At 60.1% G+C, this 17,792-nt stretch carries 12 protein-coding genes and 2 tRNA genes; 7 read left to right on the plus strand and 7 right to left on the minus strand.

What is annotated here, in order from left to right; genetic code table 11:
• Positions 1-80: 80 nt before the first annotated feature.
• Positions 81-920, minus strand: a complete 840-nt coding sequence (locus RY113_RS12055; protein WP_245931991.1) for a phage holin family protein — start codon at positions 918-920, stop codon at positions 81-83.
• Positions 921-1,237: 317 nt separating this feature from the next.
• On the opposite strand from RY113_RS12055, the gene RY113_RS12060 reads away from it, so the two are divergent.
• The 5 genes from RY113_RS12060 (at position 1,238) to RY113_RS12080 (ending at position 7,977) form a co-directional block, all read left to right on the plus strand.
• Positions 1,238-2,458, plus strand: coding sequence for a multidrug effflux MFS transporter (locus RY113_RS12060; protein WP_315914750.1), 1,221 nt, complete (start codon positions 1,238-1,240; stop codon positions 2,456-2,458).
• A gap of 165 nt (positions 2,459-2,623) precedes the next feature.
• Entirely contained in the window at positions 2,624-4,237 is a 1,614-nt protein-coding gene (locus tag RY113_RS12065; protein WP_315914751.1) for an FMN-binding glutamate synthase family protein, read from the plus strand.
• Positions 4,234-5,967, plus strand: a complete 1,734-nt coding sequence (locus RY113_RS12070; protein ID WP_315914752.1) for a thiamine pyrophosphate-dependent enzyme — start codon at positions 4,234-4,236, stop codon at positions 5,965-5,967. The genes RY113_RS12065 and RY113_RS12070 overlap by 4 nt, the downstream gene beginning before the upstream one ends.
• Before the next feature lie 65 nt (positions 5,968-6,032).
• Positions 6,033-6,629 (plus strand): heme-binding protein, encoded by a 597-nt coding sequence (locus tag RY113_RS12075; protein WP_315914753.1) that lies wholly within the window; start codon positions 6,033-6,035, stop codon positions 6,627-6,629.
• Positions 6,630-6,720: 91 nt separating this feature from the next.
• Positions 6,721-7,977 carry a phosphatidylserine/phosphatidylglycerophosphate/cardiolipin synthase family protein gene (locus RY113_RS12080; protein ID WP_315914754.1) on the plus strand — a complete coding sequence of 419 codons (1,257 nt, stop codon included), beginning with the start codon at positions 6,721-6,723 and terminating at the stop codon, positions 7,975-7,977.
• 69 nt (positions 7,978-8,046) lie between these two features.
• Here RY113_RS12080 and RY113_RS12085 read toward each other — a convergent pair.
• The 6 genes from RY113_RS12085 to RY113_RS12110 form a co-directional block, all read right to left on the minus strand.
• Positions 8,047-8,119, minus strand: a tRNA-Asn gene (locus tag RY113_RS12085).
• Between the two features lie 126 nt (positions 8,120-8,245).
• A tRNA-Asn gene (locus RY113_RS12090) sits at positions 8,246-8,321 on the minus strand.
• Between the two features lie 63 nt (positions 8,322-8,384).
• A complete protein-coding gene (dnaG, locus tag RY113_RS12095) occupies positions 8,385-10,373 on the minus strand; it encodes a DNA primase (protein ID WP_315914755.1) in 1,989 nt (662 codons plus the stop codon).
• Between the two features lie 123 nt (positions 10,374-10,496).
• Complete coding sequence (locus RY113_RS12100; RefSeq protein ID WP_315914756.1) at positions 10,497-11,771, minus strand: deoxyguanosinetriphosphate triphosphohydrolase; 1,275 nt, start codon at positions 11,769-11,771, stop codon at positions 10,497-10,499.
• A 106-nt stretch (positions 11,772-11,877) separates the two neighbouring features.
• Positions 11,878-13,059 (minus strand): tRNA dihydrouridine synthase DusB, encoded by a 1,182-nt coding sequence (gene dusB / locus RY113_RS12105; protein ID WP_110104430.1) that lies wholly within the window; start codon positions 13,057-13,059, stop codon positions 11,878-11,880.
• A gap of 106 nt (positions 13,060-13,165) precedes the next feature.
• Positions 13,166-14,212: an alpha/beta hydrolase gene (locus RY113_RS12110; RefSeq protein ID WP_315914757.1), complete on the minus strand. Its 1,047-nt coding sequence runs from the start codon at positions 14,210-14,212 to the stop codon at positions 13,166-13,168.
• A 391-nt stretch (positions 14,213-14,603) separates the two neighbouring features.
• On the opposite strand from RY113_RS12110, the gene RY113_RS12115 reads away from it, so the two are divergent.
• Positions 14,604-15,422 carry an ATP-binding cassette domain-containing protein gene (locus tag RY113_RS12115; RefSeq protein WP_315914758.1) on the plus strand — a complete coding sequence of 273 codons (819 nt, stop codon included), beginning with the start codon at positions 14,604-14,606 and terminating at the stop codon, positions 15,420-15,422.
• Positions 15,423-17,771, plus strand: a complete 2,349-nt coding sequence (locus RY113_RS12120; protein ID WP_315914759.1) for a YhgE/Pip domain-containing protein — start codon at positions 15,423-15,425, stop codon at positions 17,769-17,771.
• Positions 17,772-17,792: the final 21 nt, after the last annotated feature.

Consider the following 17,792-nt stretch of genomic DNA (forward strand, 5'->3'; position numbering starts at 1 on the left):
TCCTACGAATAGGTCACCACGGCCAGCCGGCGCAGCACCGGAGACACTGGCCCTCTTGTGCGCAAAATATTGGGCGCGAATTATTTCTTCAACAACTTTCGCAGCAAAAATACACAGGTGGTGGCAGAGGCGGCGAATATTGCCAGCGGCTTCCAACGCTCCTTGACCGTTTCCACGCTCTGGCCAATAGCGTTCGAGGCTGCTTTATTAACAGTTTTCTTGGCCCGAGTCTTGGCAGTATCTAGCAAGTAGGTGGCCTGTTTCTTCACGTCAGCCTCGGAGAGTAGATCTTCACGCAGCCCCAGCAAGTGTTCACGCCGTGCGGCGGTCCGAGCAAGGAGTTCGCTCTCATTGGCTTTGGGGCCTTGTTCAGCTTCCTTGGCAGCGCGTTCAGCCTTTGCCTTGGCTGCGGCGGCGTCGGCCTCTGCGGCTGCGGCCTTTTTCTGTTCCTTGGTCAGAACCACCGGGTCAAGGGTGCTCGGATCAAAGTCGCGGCCCTCCTTGAGGATGCCAAGGTCATGGCGGAGTCCACGCCACGCGTGCCGGGGAAGCAAAGGCAGCAGTGACTTGAACTTCTTATAACCAATGAGTGCGCTGATGCCAATGACCAGCAGCAGGGCCGCACAGACAATCAAGGCAGCGAGCCACAAAGGCATGAGCGTGGCTAAACCTGCGATGGCCGCAACCACCAGGGCAATGACCAACAGCACCGTGAACACAAGTGCCAATGCGGCAACTACGGCCAGTGCGCCCACCTTGGACTTCTTGTGCTCAAGTTCAAGCTTGGCCAAGGCAATTTCATCGTTAATCTGCCGTGGCAACAACCGGGACGCTGTCTTGGCCGCCTCAATCAGGGCAGAACCGTGGCCCCTTAAGTTGTCGTCCGCCGAGATATGCAGATCCTTGTGCAGATCCGTCACTGAGACCGCCTCCATTGTGAGGGCCCGCGCCTCTGCTGAGAGACCGGCACGAACCCGAAATCTTTGTAGTGCCCCCACCACGGTGGCACTACCGTAAAGTCAAAATTACCATCCCTGACCGCTGTGTAGGGCCCTCACCTGCCGCGCCAGTGTTGCGGAATAGTAAAGCTCCTGCGGCGGTTGCTCATTCTGTGCCACCCGTGCCCGCCATCAGACAGTGGTGGGAACGCTACAACAGCACATAAAATAGGACATGGCGGCATGTCTTTCCGACGTCCTAGCCTCCGCGCAGATCATATTTCTTGAGGATTTTTTACTTGACCACCACCGTGCACCCCGGCGATGCCCTATCTCGCCGGCAAAAGCTGATCTATGTTCTCGTGTTGGGGCTGCTAACAGCTCTTGGCCCATTCACGATTGATCTGTACCTGCCAGCTTTTCCTGTCATCGGTCAGGAACTCGGCGTCAGTGCCACGGCGGTTCAGCTAACACTGACTGCCACCACCATCGGCTTCGCTGCCGGCCAGCTGGTGGTTGGCCCGTTCAGTGACAAGTTCGGCCGGCGCGTTCCCCTGATTTTGGCCACGGCACTGCATGTGGGGGCCTCGGTGGGGGCCGCCATGTCTACAGACGTCACCATGCTGGCGGTGTTCCGGGTGCTGCAAGGCATTGGTGCCGCCGGTGGTGGTGTTGTTGCGATGGCCATGGTCCGTGACCTCTTCGGCGGCTACCAGCTGGTCCGGATGCTCTCCCGGATGGCGCTGGTCAACGGCATGGCCCCCATCCTGGCTCCCGTGATTGGTTCCCAGTTGCTGGGCATTATGGACTGGCCAGGCATCTTCTGGTTCCTCGCAGCGTACGGCAGCTTGGTGGTTGTGGCCGCCACTGTTTTCATCGTTGAGACTCTGCCGCCTGAAAAACGGAAGTCCGACGGCGCAAGCGTCGCCGAGCGCTACAAAGCACTCTTCAGCGACAGATTCTTTGTCGGCACGCTATTTGTGGGCGGCTTGAACTTTGCTGCCCTCTTTACTTATTTGTCTGCATCAACGTTTCTTTTCCAAAACACCTACGGCTTCACACCACAGCAATACGGGTACTTGTTCGCCGTGAATTCCGTGGGAATTGTGGCAGGGGTACAGACCGCTTCGAGGATCATGCGCCATACCGGTCCGCAATGGGTTATAGCGTGGGCCACGGTAGGCCAAGTGAGCGCCGCGGCTGCCATGATTATCTGCGATCAGCTGGGCTTGGGTTTGTGGGGTGTCATGATTCCACTGTGGTTCTTTATCTGTGCCACCGGATTCATGTTCCCCTCGGTTCAGGTCCTTGGCTTGGCCCGTCATGGAAAGCAGGCGGGTACTGCTGCCTCGCTACTGGGGGCTGCAACTTTTGGCTTCGCCGGCATCATCACCCCCATCGTGGGTTTTGTTGGCGTGGCCACAGCCACTCCCATGGCCATCATCATGGGCTGCTGCATTCTGCTGGCAATGGCAGCCCTCTGGTTCATTGTGCGGCCACGGTTGGTGCCAGCCATCTAAACCTGCTCTTGCCGCCGGTTGTGTCAGGTGTGCCTTTGCTATGCATGACACCGAGTTGCTCCCCTTGGGTTGCTCCCCTGCGCGCTTCAGCACGAGCTGCAGTGATCAGCTAGTTTGATCTGAAAAACATGACACACGGCACGCACCCGGGTTTATGCTGGGGTCATGCTCAGGATACTTATGGTTTCCATATTGCTCCTCGTGACAGCAGTCTCCGCGCTTCTGGTGGTATTTTTCGGTCCGGGTTGGTGGGTGGCTGTAGTGATCTTCGCCGCGCTCTTCATTCTGGCCGTCTTCGATGCCACACAGAAGAAGCACTCGATTCTGCGTAATTACCCGGTTATCGGGCATCTTCGTTTCGCGCTAGAGTACATCCGCCCGGAGCTTCAGCAGTACTTCATCGAGCGGAACTATGACGGGCGGCCCTTTGACAGGGATACCCGGTCCTTGATCTACGAACGCGCCAAAGGAACTAATCAAGAACAGGCCTTCGGTACTGAACGGGACGTCAACGAGGTTGGCTACGAGTACCTTGTCCACTCAACGGCTCCTCTGGAGCCCCCGGAGCACGCGCCCACAGTTCGCATCGGCGGACCGGAGTGCACACAACCGTATGAGATGGCGCTGTTGAATGTTTCCGCCATGAGTTTCGGAGCCCTCTCCGCCAACGCAATATTGGCGTTGAACAAGGGCGCCGCGATGGGCGGATTCGCCCATGACACAGGGGAAGGCGGCCTGACCGAATATCATTTACGCCATGGCGGGGACTTGGTGTGGGAACTAGGCAGTGGATATTTTGGGGCACGCACCAAAGAGGGCGATTTTGATCCGGACATGTTTGCGGACAAGGCTGCTCACGCTTCAGTCAAGTGCCTTTCCCTCAAACTCAGCCAAGGCGCCAAACCCGGCATAGGTGGAGTTCTCCCCGCGGGGAAGGTGAGCGCGGAAATCGCCAAGGCCCGCAATGTGCCCCAGGGTGTGAAGTGTGTCAGCCCCGCAGCGCACAAAGTTTTCTCCACTCCACGTGAACTCATCCACTTCATGGCCACCATGCGTGAACTGGCCAACGGCAAACCTGTGGGGTTCAAACTGTGTATTGGTTCACGCACTGACGTCCTCGCCATCTGCAAGGCCATAGTGTCCGAGGGCGTGGCTCCGGATTTCATTATTGTGGACGGTTCCGAAGGCGGCACGGGTGCTGCCCCCATGGAATATGAGGACCATATGGGCACACCCTTGACGGAGGGCTTGATGCTCCTGCACAACGCACTTGTTGGCGTTGGTCTTCGAGACCAGATACGGATTGGCGCTGCAGGCAAGGTGGCCACCGGCACTGACATTGTCAAGCGTCTAATACAGGGCGCCGATTACACCAACGCAGCCCGGGCCATGATGATGGCCACCGGCTGTATCCAATCCCAGCGCTGCCACACCAACCATTGTCCGGTGGGCGTGACCACCCAGGACCCGCGCCGGGCACGTGCCCTTGACGTTGAAAGCAAGAGCGTACGGGTGCAGCGTTTCCAGGAAGCAACCGTCAGCGAAGCGCTCCGAATGATGGCCTCAATGGGCAGTGAAGGCACTGCGGGGCTGAACCCGTTGATGATCCGGCGCCGGATCGGACACATGAACACCAAATCCTATGCCGAACTTTACAACTGGCTGGCCCCCGGCGAGCTGTTGGCACAAGCGCCCGCGGACTGGGCTGAAGATTGGTCCGCAGCGGACCCGGATTCGTTTGCCGCTCAAGGCGGTCTCAGCGGGAGGACATCGCAGTGAGCACCGTGGCAGAAACCATCATTGAAGCACTCGTGGGCCTAGGGGTGAAAACAGTATGGGGTGTGGTCGGTGATGCCCTCAATCCCCTGACTGACGCAATTCGCCGCGAAGACGGGCTGGAATGGATTGGTGTCCGGCATGAAGAGGTGGCAGCTTTCGCCGCCGGAGCCCAATCCCAGCTGACAGGCACCTTGGGCGTCTGCATGGGAACGGTAGGCCCGGGATCCATCCATCTCCTCAACGGACTCTATGATGCCAAGAAGTCCTCCACTGCCCTACTGGCTATCTGTGGGCAGGTTCCCAGTGAAGAAATTGGCAGCGACTTTTTCCAGGAAATAAACAATGACAGGCTTTTCGCTGATGTGGCGCTCTACACCCAAACAGTGACGCACCCGTCCCAGATGCCATACCTGTTAGAACAAGCCATCAACGCCGCCATGACCCTTCGCGGGGTGGCCGTGCTAACCATCCCTGGAGACATTGGCAGCGCCGCCAGTCCTAATGACGCCCAGCCTCACTTTGTCGACGTCGCTCAGCCCGCCGCGCCGGATCCCGGAGTTATTCACGATGCCGCACAGCTCCTCAACGAGGCGGCAAAAGTCACGCTCCTCGTTGGCATGGGTGCGCGCGGCGCCAGGGAAGCGGTGCTGGAGGTGGCGCGCAAACTGGCTGCGCCCATGGTCCTGACACTCAAGGCCAAGGAAGGGCTGGAAGCCAATAATCCATACCAGGTGGGCCAGTCCGGACTGATAGGAAACCCCGCTGCACAGCACGCCTTTGGAAGCTGCGAGGCGCTCTTGATGATTGGCACTGACTTTCCCTACCGTGATTCCTATCCCGAGGGAAAAACTGTCATCCAAATTGATAGCAACGGCGCTGTCATTGGCCGCCGGACCAATGTGGACTTGGGAGTTGTCGGTGATAGCCAACTCACACTGGCTGCCTTGCTTCCGGCACTGGTGGAAAAGAAAAGCCAAACGCATTTGGCGGACGCAAGAGAAAAGTATCAGGCGTGGACGCAGCGCCAGGCCAAGCTGGCAGAACCGGACTATGATTCCACGCTTGTGGGCAGGGCCAGGACGGTGCTCGATAATCCCGGCGCCCTGATTCGCCCCGAAGCAGTGGCCGCGGCGGTGGATAGGCACGCAGCCTCGGATGCCATCTTTACCTCTGACACGGGAATGTCCACCGTGTGGCTGGCCCGCTTCGTCACCATGAGCGGAACCAGGCGGCTTCTGGGCTCCTTCAATCTAGGATCAATGGCTAATGCCATGCCCCAGGCACTGGGTGCGTCCGCTGTGGATAGGTCCCGGGAGGTGATTGCCTTTTGCGGTGACGGCGGATTGACCATGTTGCTGGGCGATCTCCTCACGGCAGTGGCCTATAACCTTCCCGTGAAGTTGGTGGTGTTCAACAATGGCCGTCTGGGCATGGTCAAGCTTGAACAGGAACAGGGCGGTTTACCGGAATTTGGCACCATTTTGGCGAACCCGGATTTGGCTCTGGTGGCGCGTTCGTGTGGGTTGCATGGGATTCGGGTCGAGGATGCCAACGATCTCGATGCTGCTGTGCAGGAAGCCATGCGCCATGACGGCCCGGTTTTGCTCGATGTTCTCACCAACCCACAAGAGATCTCCGTACCCCCGCAAACCACGGCAGGGCAGGCCTGGGGATTTGCCATTGCAAAACTCAAGGAAGGCATGAGGAGCGTTGGCGATTCAGAAAGTTAGCGCACTATTATTAGGGGAAATCGCCATGGGGCAAAGGCAGCGTGGCTCAATGACAGCGTGGTGCAATGACTGAGCAACTGAACTATGACCTGGTGCGGGACTACAGCGATTTTCAGCTGCGCCGCTACCCAGAGCATCTCCTGGTAGAAGTCATCATCGAAGGACCGTTTGAAGAAGCGGGGAACAGAGCGTTCCGCTACCTCTTTTCCTACATCAGCGGCGCGAATCGGGTGAACCGCACAGTTGCCATGACGGCACCGGTTATCCAAGACTCCTCCTCGGAAAAGATCAAGATGACAGCCCCGGTCCTACAACAGGGCATCACAGGAAACAGTGCTGGAAAAGAAAGAGCACAAGGGGAACAGAGTTTTCGTGTGGCGTTTGTTCTGCCGCAAGGCACCACGCTAGAAAACGCTCCTGCTCCCACCAACCCTTTAGTCCATCTGCGGGCGGTGCCACAAAGTCTCACTGCTGTCATTAGATTCAGCGGCCGGTGGAGCCAACAGAGCTATGAACACCATCGTGTGAGCCTGACTCATGCTATGAACGTTGCAGGATTACAGGCTCAGGGTGCTCCCCGATTTGCCAGATTCGATCCTCCTTTCAAACCTTCATTCCTGCGCCACAACGAAATCATGATTGATGTAGAAGACACCGAATAAGCACGCACTCTAACCTTTGTCAGTAGGCCGGGTCTGCCCAACTGCTGATTCCGCAGATCCTGCAGCGGCCGCTAACAGTTAGACTTCAAAAATGGATGAACTACTCCCCCCTCCCCTTGCCAAAACCGCCCGGAAAGCCGTGCTCCGCTCATTGTTGGCCTTCTTTGCCGTGCAGGGCGCAGTCATTGCGGGCCTGGTGGCCTTGGACACCGTCAAAAAACGGGACAGAAGCAAGCGCAAGGGCTTCCCCCACCCCGGTACTTTTGAACAGACCATAGCTGATACGACGCTCACCACGTACACCTTCGGTGCCGATCTTTACAAGGACATGCTCCAGGCGATCAATGACGCCCAGGAGAGCATCATGATCGAAACCTTCATCTGGAAAGATGATGAAACCGGGCAGGCCTTCAAGGACGCTATCAACGCCGCCGCAGAACGTGGGGTTGAGGTGTTTATCATTTATGACGGATTCGCAAACCTGGTGGTGCCCTTTTCCTTTTACCGCTTCCACCCCAACGTCCATGTCTACCGTTTCCCCGTAGTCCGCACCGCCATGCTCACCAAGACTGTGCGCAGCACGGGGCTAGACCACCGCAAGCTCCTCATTGTTGATGACAAGACCGGCTTTGTGGGCGGCTACAACATCGGATCCTTGTATGCCACCGAATGGCGGGACACCCACCTGCGCCTGGTAGGGGCTTCCGTATGGGATCTGCGGCAGGCCTTCGTGACAGTGTGGAATGAGAACTGCTCGGGCTCCAGAACCGAAATACCCCAAACCAGCCCGGAGGTTTGGGAGCCGCGGGTCCGTGCCGTGAACAACATCCCCTCAAATCTGGTCTATCCCATCCGCGGGGTCTATCTGGATGCTATTGCACGGGCTCAGAACCATATTTACGTGACCATGGCGTATTTCATCCCGGACCAGCAGATTCTGCGGGCCCTTCTCGCGGCCAGCCGCCGAGGAGTTGATGTTCGCATCATCCTGCCCATGGATTCCAACCACGTCCTTTCTGACTGGCTTTCACGCGGCTTCTACACATCGCTACTCAGGGATGGGGTGACCGTTCTGCTGTACCGCAACGCCATGATCCACAGCAAAACCGCAACCATTGACGGCAGTTGGTCAACGGTGGGCAGCGCCAATATTGACAGGCTCAGCCTGACGGGCAATTACGAGATCAATCTTGAAATCCACGACTCCGACTTTGCCGCAGACATGGAGACGATCTTCGAGGTGGACAGCGTCAACTCCAAGGTCTTGACGATGGAGGAATGGGAGCACCGATCCCCGCTGGCTCGTTTCAGCGAAACGGTTCTTGTGCCCCTGCGCCCCCTACTCTGATTTCTGGGTTAGCGGCCAACGCAAAAGATCCCCGCCCTCACAAGGAGGACGGGGATCTTTTATGGAAAGCTCCCCCACCTGGACTTGAACCAGGAACCTTTCGATTAACAGTCGAACGCTCTGCCAATTGAGCTATAGGGGAATGCGGCAAGTAAATCCTAGCAGTCATTCACAGTTCAAATCAAATTAGATCAAAACCAATCATTCCTGCACACTCAACGCAATAATTGTCTCCGACCGAGAAAGGGGCCGGAGACAATTTTTGCTTTGGCTCCCCCACCTGGACTTGAACCAGGAACCTTTCGATTAACAGTCGAACGCTCTGCCAATTGAGCTATAGGGGATCGTGCAGGAACAACAATAACAAAGGGTTGGCCAGTTGTGAAATCGGGGCCTCCCGAACCCCCCTAGCCGTCCCCCCGAAGCTGTCTTCTGGCCGTTTCCAACTCCATCAACTCTCGCTGCAACAAGTTATAACTCTCCGGATCGACCGCCGGATCCATGCGCTGCAACGCCCCGAGCCGCTCTTCCTTCAAACGCGTGATCTGCAGCTCAAAAAGCCGTCGCAGAATATCCCGGCAGTACCGCTGAAGCGTTTCCTCCCGTGTGGCCGGCAGCGGGCTCAGGGCCAGCTCCGCCACCAGAGAACCCAACTCGGGCGGAACATGAGCCCGTACCCCCTCCAGCCACTGAGAGGTTGCCTCCTGCGACTCCCCCGCCTGATAGATGCCCTGCTGAATTGCCCTGTAAGCAGGCACCACAAACTCCGTGGCGGCAAAGTGCTGCCAATTCCCTGCCGATAAATACCCGGGGTGCTGCAAAACCACTTCCAGCGCCTCCCGCTCCATGCGTCCCTGCGGATCTCGCGGATCCGGGCGCACAAAAGCTGGTGGCGCCTCAATCACCTCCGCTGCGGCCCCCGGCAGCTGCCGGCCATGAACGACGCCGTCTCTCTGGTTCCCCTGCCCCGTTAGCGCAGCGCCTGGCTGGCTGTGGGCGCCGGGCTGGGCCTGCGAACCCGACTGCGTGTGGGCACCTGATGTATGGGAGCCGGGCTGGGTATGAGAACGACGCCCGGCGCCCTTGACCGCGCGCAGGACCTCGTTGGGATCGGCCAGGCCCAGCCAGCCCGCCAACTCCTGGCTATAACCCATCCTGGTGGAGCCGTCGCGAATGGAGGCAACCACGGGGGCCGAGGCGCGCAATCCACTGACCCGGCCTTCCACGGTGCTCAAATCAAACTTGGCCAAGGTGGTGCGAATGGCAAATTCAAAGAGCGGGCGGCGCGAACGAATCAAGGCATGGACCGCCTCATCTCCCTTGCGCTGGCGCAACTCACAGGGATCGGCTCCGGAGGGCTCCACCGCCACGAAGGTTTGGGCCACGAAGCGCTGGTCCTCATCGAACGCCTTCAACGCTGCCTTCTGCCCTGCCGCGTCACCGTCGAAGGTGAACACTACCTCGCCGCCCGTGCCGTCATCCGAGAGCAGACGCCTGGCTACCTTGATGTGCTCGGCACCAAAAGCCGTTCCGCAGGTGGCCACGGCTGTGTCGATGCCGGCTAGATGGCAAGCCATGACATCGGTGTATCCTTCCACCACTACGAGCTGGCGCTTGGAGGCGATGGCCTTCTTCGCCAGATCGATCCCATACAGTACCTGCGATTTTTTGTAGAGGCTGGTTTCCGGGGTGTTGAGGTATTTGGGGCCTTGATCGTCTTCGAAGAGCTTTCGGGCACCAAAGCCCACAGTGTCCCCGGCAATGTCACGAATGGGCCAGATCAGGCGTCCACGGAATCTGTCATAAATGCCGCGCTGTCCTTCGGAAAACATGCCCGTCAGCTTCAGTTCCTCGTGGGTGAAGCCCTTGCCCGTGAGGTGCTTGAGCAGCGCGTCCCAACCCTGCGGGGCAAAGCCCACGCCGAAGTGTTCGGCGGCCTCACGGTCAAAGCCGCGTTCACTCAGGAAGGCCCGGCCCGCCGCTGCCTGTGGGGTCAGGAGCTGGGCGCGGAAAAATTCGCCGGCAATCTTGTGCGCATCCAGCAGACGCTGGCGCTTGCCCACATCTTCACGGCGCGGCCCCGTTCCACCGTCCTCATACCGCAGCTCATAGCCAATCCGGCCAGCCAGTTTCTCCACAGCCTCGGAAAAGGAAATATGATCCATTTTCTGGATGAAGGAAATGACGTCGCCACTTTCCTGGCAACCAAAACAGTGGAAATAGCCCATTTGCGGACGCACATGGAAGGAGGGGCTGCGTTCGTCATGGAAAGGGCACAACCCTTTATAGGATCCAATTCCAGCGGACTTCAAGGTGACGTAGGCGTCAACAATTTCCTTGAGGTCGGTGCGCGTGCGCACCTCATCAATATCTTCACGTTTAATCAGGCCAGCCACCGGGCCAGTTTACGTGAGTTTCCTGCGCCCAGGTTCCGTTCCGGGCCCACCTGTTGAGAACTTCCCCGGCCCGCGCAAGCCGCCCTGCAAGCCAGAATTACGAGCCAGAATTACAAGCCAAAATTATAAGAGTGTCCGCTCCGTGCCCACGAGCCGCTCGTGCAGCGCCAGTGCCGATACATCAGTGAGTGAGGCGATCTGGTCGATAACCACCCGAAGCCGGGACGCGTCGTCGTCCGCGTCACGCCAATCAGCGGCAAACATGGTTTCCAGGTGCGCATCCCCTGTGACACTGAGCACGGCCACCAGCTCGCTGAGTACATCCTGCTGGCGCTGATAAATCGGCTGGCGGTGATCGGTAGTCATGACGAAGGTGGTGGCCAGGCCCTTCATGACAGCAATTTCCAGCAACGTTTCGGTAGGCACCACAACGTGAGCCGCGTAGCGCGCCAACGGCCCGGTTCCGTGAATGGCCCGGGTCGCTGCAACTGCGCTTTGGCAGAAGCGGCCAATGAGTTGGCTCGTCATGTCCTTCAGTGCGGCCATGGAGCGGCGGCTGCCATCTGCGTGGCGCACCCACACATCAGTGGCTTCCAGGCGTTGCAACGCTGCATCGATCTCCGCCACATCCACGTTGGGCAGGTACCACTGCTGGGTGTAGCCCAGGACCCGGCTACGCTGGTCCGCATTGGCCAGCCACTTGAGCTGGACGTGACCGGCCACAATGGCATCTTCAACGTCATGGACGGAGTAGGAAATATCGTCGGCAAGGTCCATGACCTGCGCTTCAATGCAGGTCTTCCCGGCCGGGGCGCCTTCGCGCAGCCACGTAAAGACGGGAAGGTCGTCGGTGTAGGCGCCAAATTTTCCGGTGCGCAGTCCAGCAATCAGGGGGGCATCAACCGCCAGCCACGGGTATTTTGAGGAGGCATCCAGGGAGGCACGGGTCAGGTTCAACCCAGCCGATCCGCCGTTGGCCGTAAGAACTTTGGACTCGAGCCTAGTCAGCAGCCGCAGAGTCTGGGCGTTGCCTTCAAAGCCGCCAATGGCGTGGGCCAGATCATTGAGCACCGATTCACCGTTGTGACCGAAAGGCGGGTGGCCAAGATCGTGAGCCAGACAGGCCGTGTCAACCACGTCCGGGTCACAGCCCAGCGTCCTTCCCAATTCCCGGCCAATCTGGGCCACTTCCAGACTGTGGGTCAGCCGAGTGCGGACAAAATCGTCCGTGTCCGGGGCCACCACCTGGGTTTTGGCACCGAGCCGGCGCAGCGCCGAGGAATGCAACACCCGGGCCCTGTCCCGCTCAAACACTGTGCGCACAGTGCTCTTGGGGGCTTCTTGAACCCAACGCTGCTGGGCATGGGGCAAATACACGGACTGCAATTCAGCGGACATGTCCCTAAGTTTAGGGCCATCGCCGGACAGGGCGGGGACGCAGGTCCACAGGCACCACTAAAACGCCATGTCGGATCATGACACCGGTGGTGGCGCGGCGGGTGGGTTATCCGCCGGAGGAGTCCAGCTCCGCGCCGGTGAGCTCTTCCTTTTCCGAGCCGCTGACGGTGCGGCTGTCCAACCAGCCGGCAGGAAGGGCTGTGCGCTTGGGCGTTCCGGCGCGGCCGCGGGGGCCTTCAGCGTCAGAGCCTGGGTATTCCCCGGACATGTCCAGCTGGTCGAGCAGCCCGCGCAGCACCTCGAGTGTAGGCACCGAGGCCAGCGCCGCACGCAATTCCCCGCCAACCACATAACCCTTGAAGTACCAGGCCATGTGCTTGCGGATATCACGCAGGGCCTTGTTTTCGTCGTCGAAGGTGTCAACAAGAAGTTCCGCATGCCGATACACGGCCGCGGCAACCTCAGCCATGCCGGGCTTGTGGCGCTCATCGCTGCCCTCAAAGGCGGACATCAGGTCAGCGAAAAGCCAAGGGCGGCCCTGGCAGCCACGGCCCACCACCACGCCGTCAACCCCGGTCTGGCGCACCATGGCGATGGCATCCTCGGCGCTCCAAATGTCTCCATTGCCCAGGACAGGAACATCCGGGAGGGCCTCGCGCAGCCGGGCAATAGCGTCCCAGTCTGCCTTGCCGGAGTAGAACTGATTGGCTGTGCGCCCATGCAACGCAACCGCGGCAACTCCGGCGTCGCGGGCTATGCGGCCAGCCTCCAGGTAGGTGAGGTGATCCTCGTCAATGCCTTTGCGCATCTTGATGGTCAGCGGCAGCCCGCCCTTGGTTGCTTCGCGGACCGCTGTCTGGACAATGTCGGTGAACAGGTCCAGTTTCCACGGCAGGGCAGCACCGCCGCCACGCCGGGTCACCTTGGCCACGGGGCAGCCAAAGTTCAAATCAATGTGGTCCGCATGATCTTCCTCAACCAGCATGCGCACGGCCTTGCCCACAGTTTCAGGATCCACACTGTACAACTGCACGGAGCGGATCTTTTCATCCGGGTCGTGGCTGATGAGCCGCATGGACTCGGGGGTGCGTTCCACCAAGGCGCGCGAGGTCACCATTTCGGAGACAAACACACCGCCTCCGTGCTCACGGCACAACCTACGGAAGGCTGTGTTGGTAATGCCGGCCATGGGGGCTAGTACCACGGGTGTTTCTACCGTGATGTTGCCTAGTTTCAGGGGCGGGAGGTCCAATTTGGTCTCGCTGGTGGGGATATCAAGAACAGTCACTATGCAATTCTCTCAAATGCCACCAAATTAATCTCCCCGGGTAGCGGCCCACGCCCCGGGACCGACCCACGGGCCGTTACGGGTTCCTCTCACAAAGCGTTCTTCACTATGCACCGCGCACGTGCGCCACCAACAACTCCACGAATTTTTCCGGCTGTTCCAGTGCCGGTGAGTGCCCGGACCCAGCAAACACCTCCTCTGAATAACGGCCACCCTTCGCAGCGTAGCTCTCCAGCACGGCCCGGGTCTGTGCCAACATCTGCTGTGCCGGAGCCTTCTCCTGCCCCGGCCAGCCCGGGATCACACCGGCTTGGCCCAAGAAGTTCAAGTCAAAGGCGGAACCATCAGAGACAATGGCATCGGCATCACCGCGCACCCACAGAACGGGTGGTTTGATGGCCAACTCTGCAATGGCCGAGACGTTGAAGTTACCCGGTGACATGGTGTTCAAGACTCCCCTGGCGCCGGCTGCGAAGCCTGGCCAATTCTCCGAAGGCACGGAATCGCCAGGATAATTCTCCGGGCCCGTCGCAGTGGAGAGCATGGACTCCACCCACGTGTCCTCGTGCTCGGAGACAAAACCTGCAGCGACATAGGAACCCTTGTAGACCGACCAAGGTCCCAGCGGGTTTTCCCGACTCGTGTCACCAGCCTCAAGCGCCGCAACGAAGCCGGGGTTAGCCCCGCCTCCCCCGGTGCCAGCATCATCGGTGGTGAGGCGGGTCCCGTCCAGTCGGGTACCGCCAAAACCATAAGGCGAGACGGGCGCCTGCAAGGTGATGCTTGCAACGGGGTAGTCCAGCGCATATTGCATGACAACCCCGCCACCCATGCTCCAGCCCACAAGGTGGACGGGCCCAAGTCCCAGCTCACGGACCACCGAGTAGACATCGTCGCTGAAGTCGCGCACTCCCCGGCTTGCATCTACGGGAGCACCCTCGCTGCCGCCGAAGCCGCGCAGATCTATGGCATAAGCGTCAACATCATCTGGCAAGGCCAGCATGATCGGCTGCCAGAACAGTGAGGAGGAGACATTCCCGTGGACAAACACGACGGCGGGCCCGCCAGCTCCTGCCCCGGTCCGGGTGAGCACGTTGGCGAGTAGCCGATCCGTTTGAACAGTGCTGGCTCTGATGCCGTCAAAGAGTGGCACGACGGGACCCCTTCTTAACGCTGCAGTACCTACTTGTGATATTCCCCACCCTAGATCAGGGTTGTGACATTCCACGCCACCGCGACCCGGAGCGGCCCAATCGTGCTCGGCGCGATTCTGCTCGGCCCAGCAAGGATGCGCCAACACTTAGCTCGGCGCGAGGAGCGCCCGCATCCTTTCCTTAGCTTCGCCTCCCTTTTCATTCACCCGGCCTATTCATTCACCCGGCCTAGTGCCCAAGGTCACGGAGTAGCGAAGCCTTCAAAAGTTGCCGCGAACCCACAAATTATTGTTAGACTGACTGGTCAGTACAAAGACTTGGAATGGTTACCCGTCCCGGAAACAAAAACCTCCGGGCAAGGCAGCCATCACCCCACGAGAAGGAACCACTGTGCAGATTCATGCCAACAACCTCGCGTTGAACGCAGGCCGCGGCCCTGTTTACGGCCCACTCACCTTTGACACGAACGGGGGTCTGACAGTGCTCCGAGGGGATCCCGGAAGCGGGCGCACCGCGTTGCTGCTCACACTGGCCGGGCGCATGAGGCCCGACTCCGGCAGCCTGACTGTCGGCGGGCATCACCTCCCCCGCCAACTGCGCGCCGTTCAGAAAATTAGCTCCGTGGCCGGATTCGTGGGCATCGACAGCCTCGAGGAATCTGTCACTGTGGGGGCTGCTTTGCGCGAACGCCTCGCCTGGCTCGCACCCTGGTGGTCCATTGTGCGGAGCCCCAATGACGTGGCGGTGGCGCGCCTCTGCTCACCCATCTTTGGCAACGAACCGATCCCCCACGCTGACACTGTGATTTGGGATCTGGCGGAGAGTCAGCAGTTCTTGCTCCGACTGGTGCTAGCCACCCTGTCCGCCCCGGAACTGCTCCTGGTGGATGACATTGAGCAACTGCGCAACACCGCATCCCGCTCCATCATCTGGGCCCGGCTGGCAGATCTGGCAGCTTCCGGCACCCATGTGGTGGTCTGCGCCTCGTCTTTCGATGATCAGCTCTGGGCAGACTTGGGCATTGCCCCAGCGCTCATCGATATGAATCTTCAACCGGCAGATGTGAACCCGCGCGTGGAGAACCCTGCCGAGGTGAACCCCGCCGAGGTGAACCCGCCTGCCGTCGGCCCTGCGCTTCTCACCATGGCGGCGGCAGCCAGTTCCGAACACCTGACAGCCCAGTCCGAACCGATCAAGGAGTCCCACTAAATGTTTGCCTTTTTATCCTCTGGCACTGAACTTGGCCGGTTCAAACGCGGCAAGTTGCCCAAAATTGCCGTGGCCGTGATGCTCTTCATCCCGCTCATCTACGGCGCCCTCTACCTGTGGGCGTTCCAAGCCCCCGACAAGCACATGGACAACCTCCCTGTGGCTCTGGTCAACGAAGACACCGGTGCGATCAAAGATGGCGCGCCGGTGAACGCCGGTGATGACCTCGCCGCCGAGCTCATGGACGGCATGGAGCTCAAGTGGGAGCAGACAGATGCGGCCACGGCCGCGCAGGGTGTGGCGGACGGTAGCTACTACTTCGCCATGAGCATCCCGGCGGACTTCTCCAAGAACGCCGTCTCGGTAGGCACGGACACACCTGCTCAAACCATGATCGACGTCGAATTCAACGACACCAATAACTTCCTCTCGAGCGTTTTGGGCAAGCAGGCCATGTCCCAGGTGCGGGACGCGGTGTCCGAGCAATTGGGCGAGCAAACCTCCTCCGCCCTGCTCGTGGGATTGCACGACGCCGGAGAAGGACTCCGGGCCGCAACGTCTGGTTCCGCTGAAGTCACCCAGGGCATCGACAGCGCCAAGGACGGTGCCGGTAAATTAGTGGCGGGAATGAAGGATCTGGCCGCAGGCACCGTGACGCTCCAAGACGGTGCCCTCCAACTCGCCGACGGCGCCACCTCCTTGTCCCAAGGCGTCTCCACACTGGCCGGAGGAGCCACCACGTTAAACACCGGCGCAGCCACACTGTCCACGGGTGCTAGTTCACTGGCCAGCGGTGTAGCAGAGCTGAACACCGGCGCGGCCTCATTGGCAGCGGGAAGCAACACCCTGGCCATCGGCGCCTCGGACTTGGCAACGTCACTGGCCCAGGCAGTCCCAGACGCCAAGGCACTGGATACCGGCGCCGCCTCTGTCTTCTCCAGCGCCGGCACCCTGTCTGCGAGCGCTAGCAAGGTTTCCGCGTCTGCATCAACTCTGGCCGGCACGGCCGATGACGTGGCCGCCGGTGCCACGGCCACATCCACACAGCTGGCAGCACTCATTGCCGCCGTGGAGGCCATGCCGGCAGACACTCCCGCCAGCGCAATATTGGGGAGCCTGGAGACGTTGCACAACGATGCAGCCGTTCCCCTGGCAGCCGGGGCCGGAAAGTTGGCGGCCGGAGCGCACCAGCTTTCCACGAACGCCATCACGCCCCTCTCTGACGGGGCCGCAAAGCTGTCCGCCGGGGCTGGCACAGTCTCCGCGGGTGTCACCAAACTCAGCGCAGGGGTAGGCGAGGCGGCCACGGGTGCCGGGAAACTCTCGCAGGGTGCCACCGCCTTGAACACCGGCGCCACCGCGCTGTCCACTGGCGCCGAGAGCGCCGCCACAGGGTCTTCACGTGTTGCAACTGGCGCATCCGAGCTCGCTGGCGGGGCATCTGCGCTGGCCGAAGGTGCTGGCACGGCAAAGGACGGGGCCGCGGCTCTGGCCACGGGCGCCGGTTCTTTGAGCACGGGCAGCACAGACCTGGCAAGTGGTAGTGGCAAGCTGGTGGAAGGCGGCACCACACTAGCTGACGGGGCCCAGAAATTGTCCACCGGCAGCCACACACTCACCCAGAAGCTCGACGACGGCGGCAAGGCAATCCCCGACAATTCCGCAGCTCTCCTCTCCGAAAAATCTCGGGTCTTAGCAAACCCTGTTGCCATGAACCAGCAGTGGGCCAATCAATCCAATGGTTTCGGCGACGGTTTTGCCCCGTTCTTCATCGCCTTGGCCACCTTTGTTGGTGCCCTGATCTCTTGGCTGCTGCTGCGCGCACTTCCCACCCGGGCGCTTGCCGCCGGGGCGAGCGGGCTGCGCAGTGTTCTGACAGGTCTGCTCCCGGCACTTGCCATAGGGCTGGGCCAGGTGCTGATCATGGTGGCCGTGCTGCTGTGGGGATTGGATATGAAGCCCGTGTATCCCGTGGCGATGGCCGCCTTCATCTATCTGACCACGGTGTGTTTCCTGGCGCTGCAGCAAATGTTCATCATTGTCTTTGGCACAGCCGCCGGGCGGGTGGTGAGCCTGGTGCTGCTGATGCTGCAGCTGAGCTCCTCCGGAGGCACCTACCCGGTGGAGACCACTCCCGGCTTCTTCCAGGCGCTGCACCCGTTCATGCCTGCCACTTACGTGGTGAATGGACTTCGGCAGTTGATGACTGGTGGAATAGACTCCCGGTTGTGGATCTCCGTGGCGTTCCTGGCCGTGCTTGCGGCGGGTTCCGTGGCAGTTAGCGCGTTCTGCGCCGGCCGGCAGCGGGTGTTCTCCATCAAACGGCTACATCCGGAACTGGAGATGTAGCCAACAGGGCGCGGTGAGCTG

It is taken from the genome of Arthrobacter sp. lap29 (genome assembly GCF_032458965.1).
Taxonomy (GTDB): Bacteria; Actinomycetota; Actinomycetes; order Actinomycetales; family Micrococcaceae; genus Specibacter; species Specibacter psychrochitiniphilus.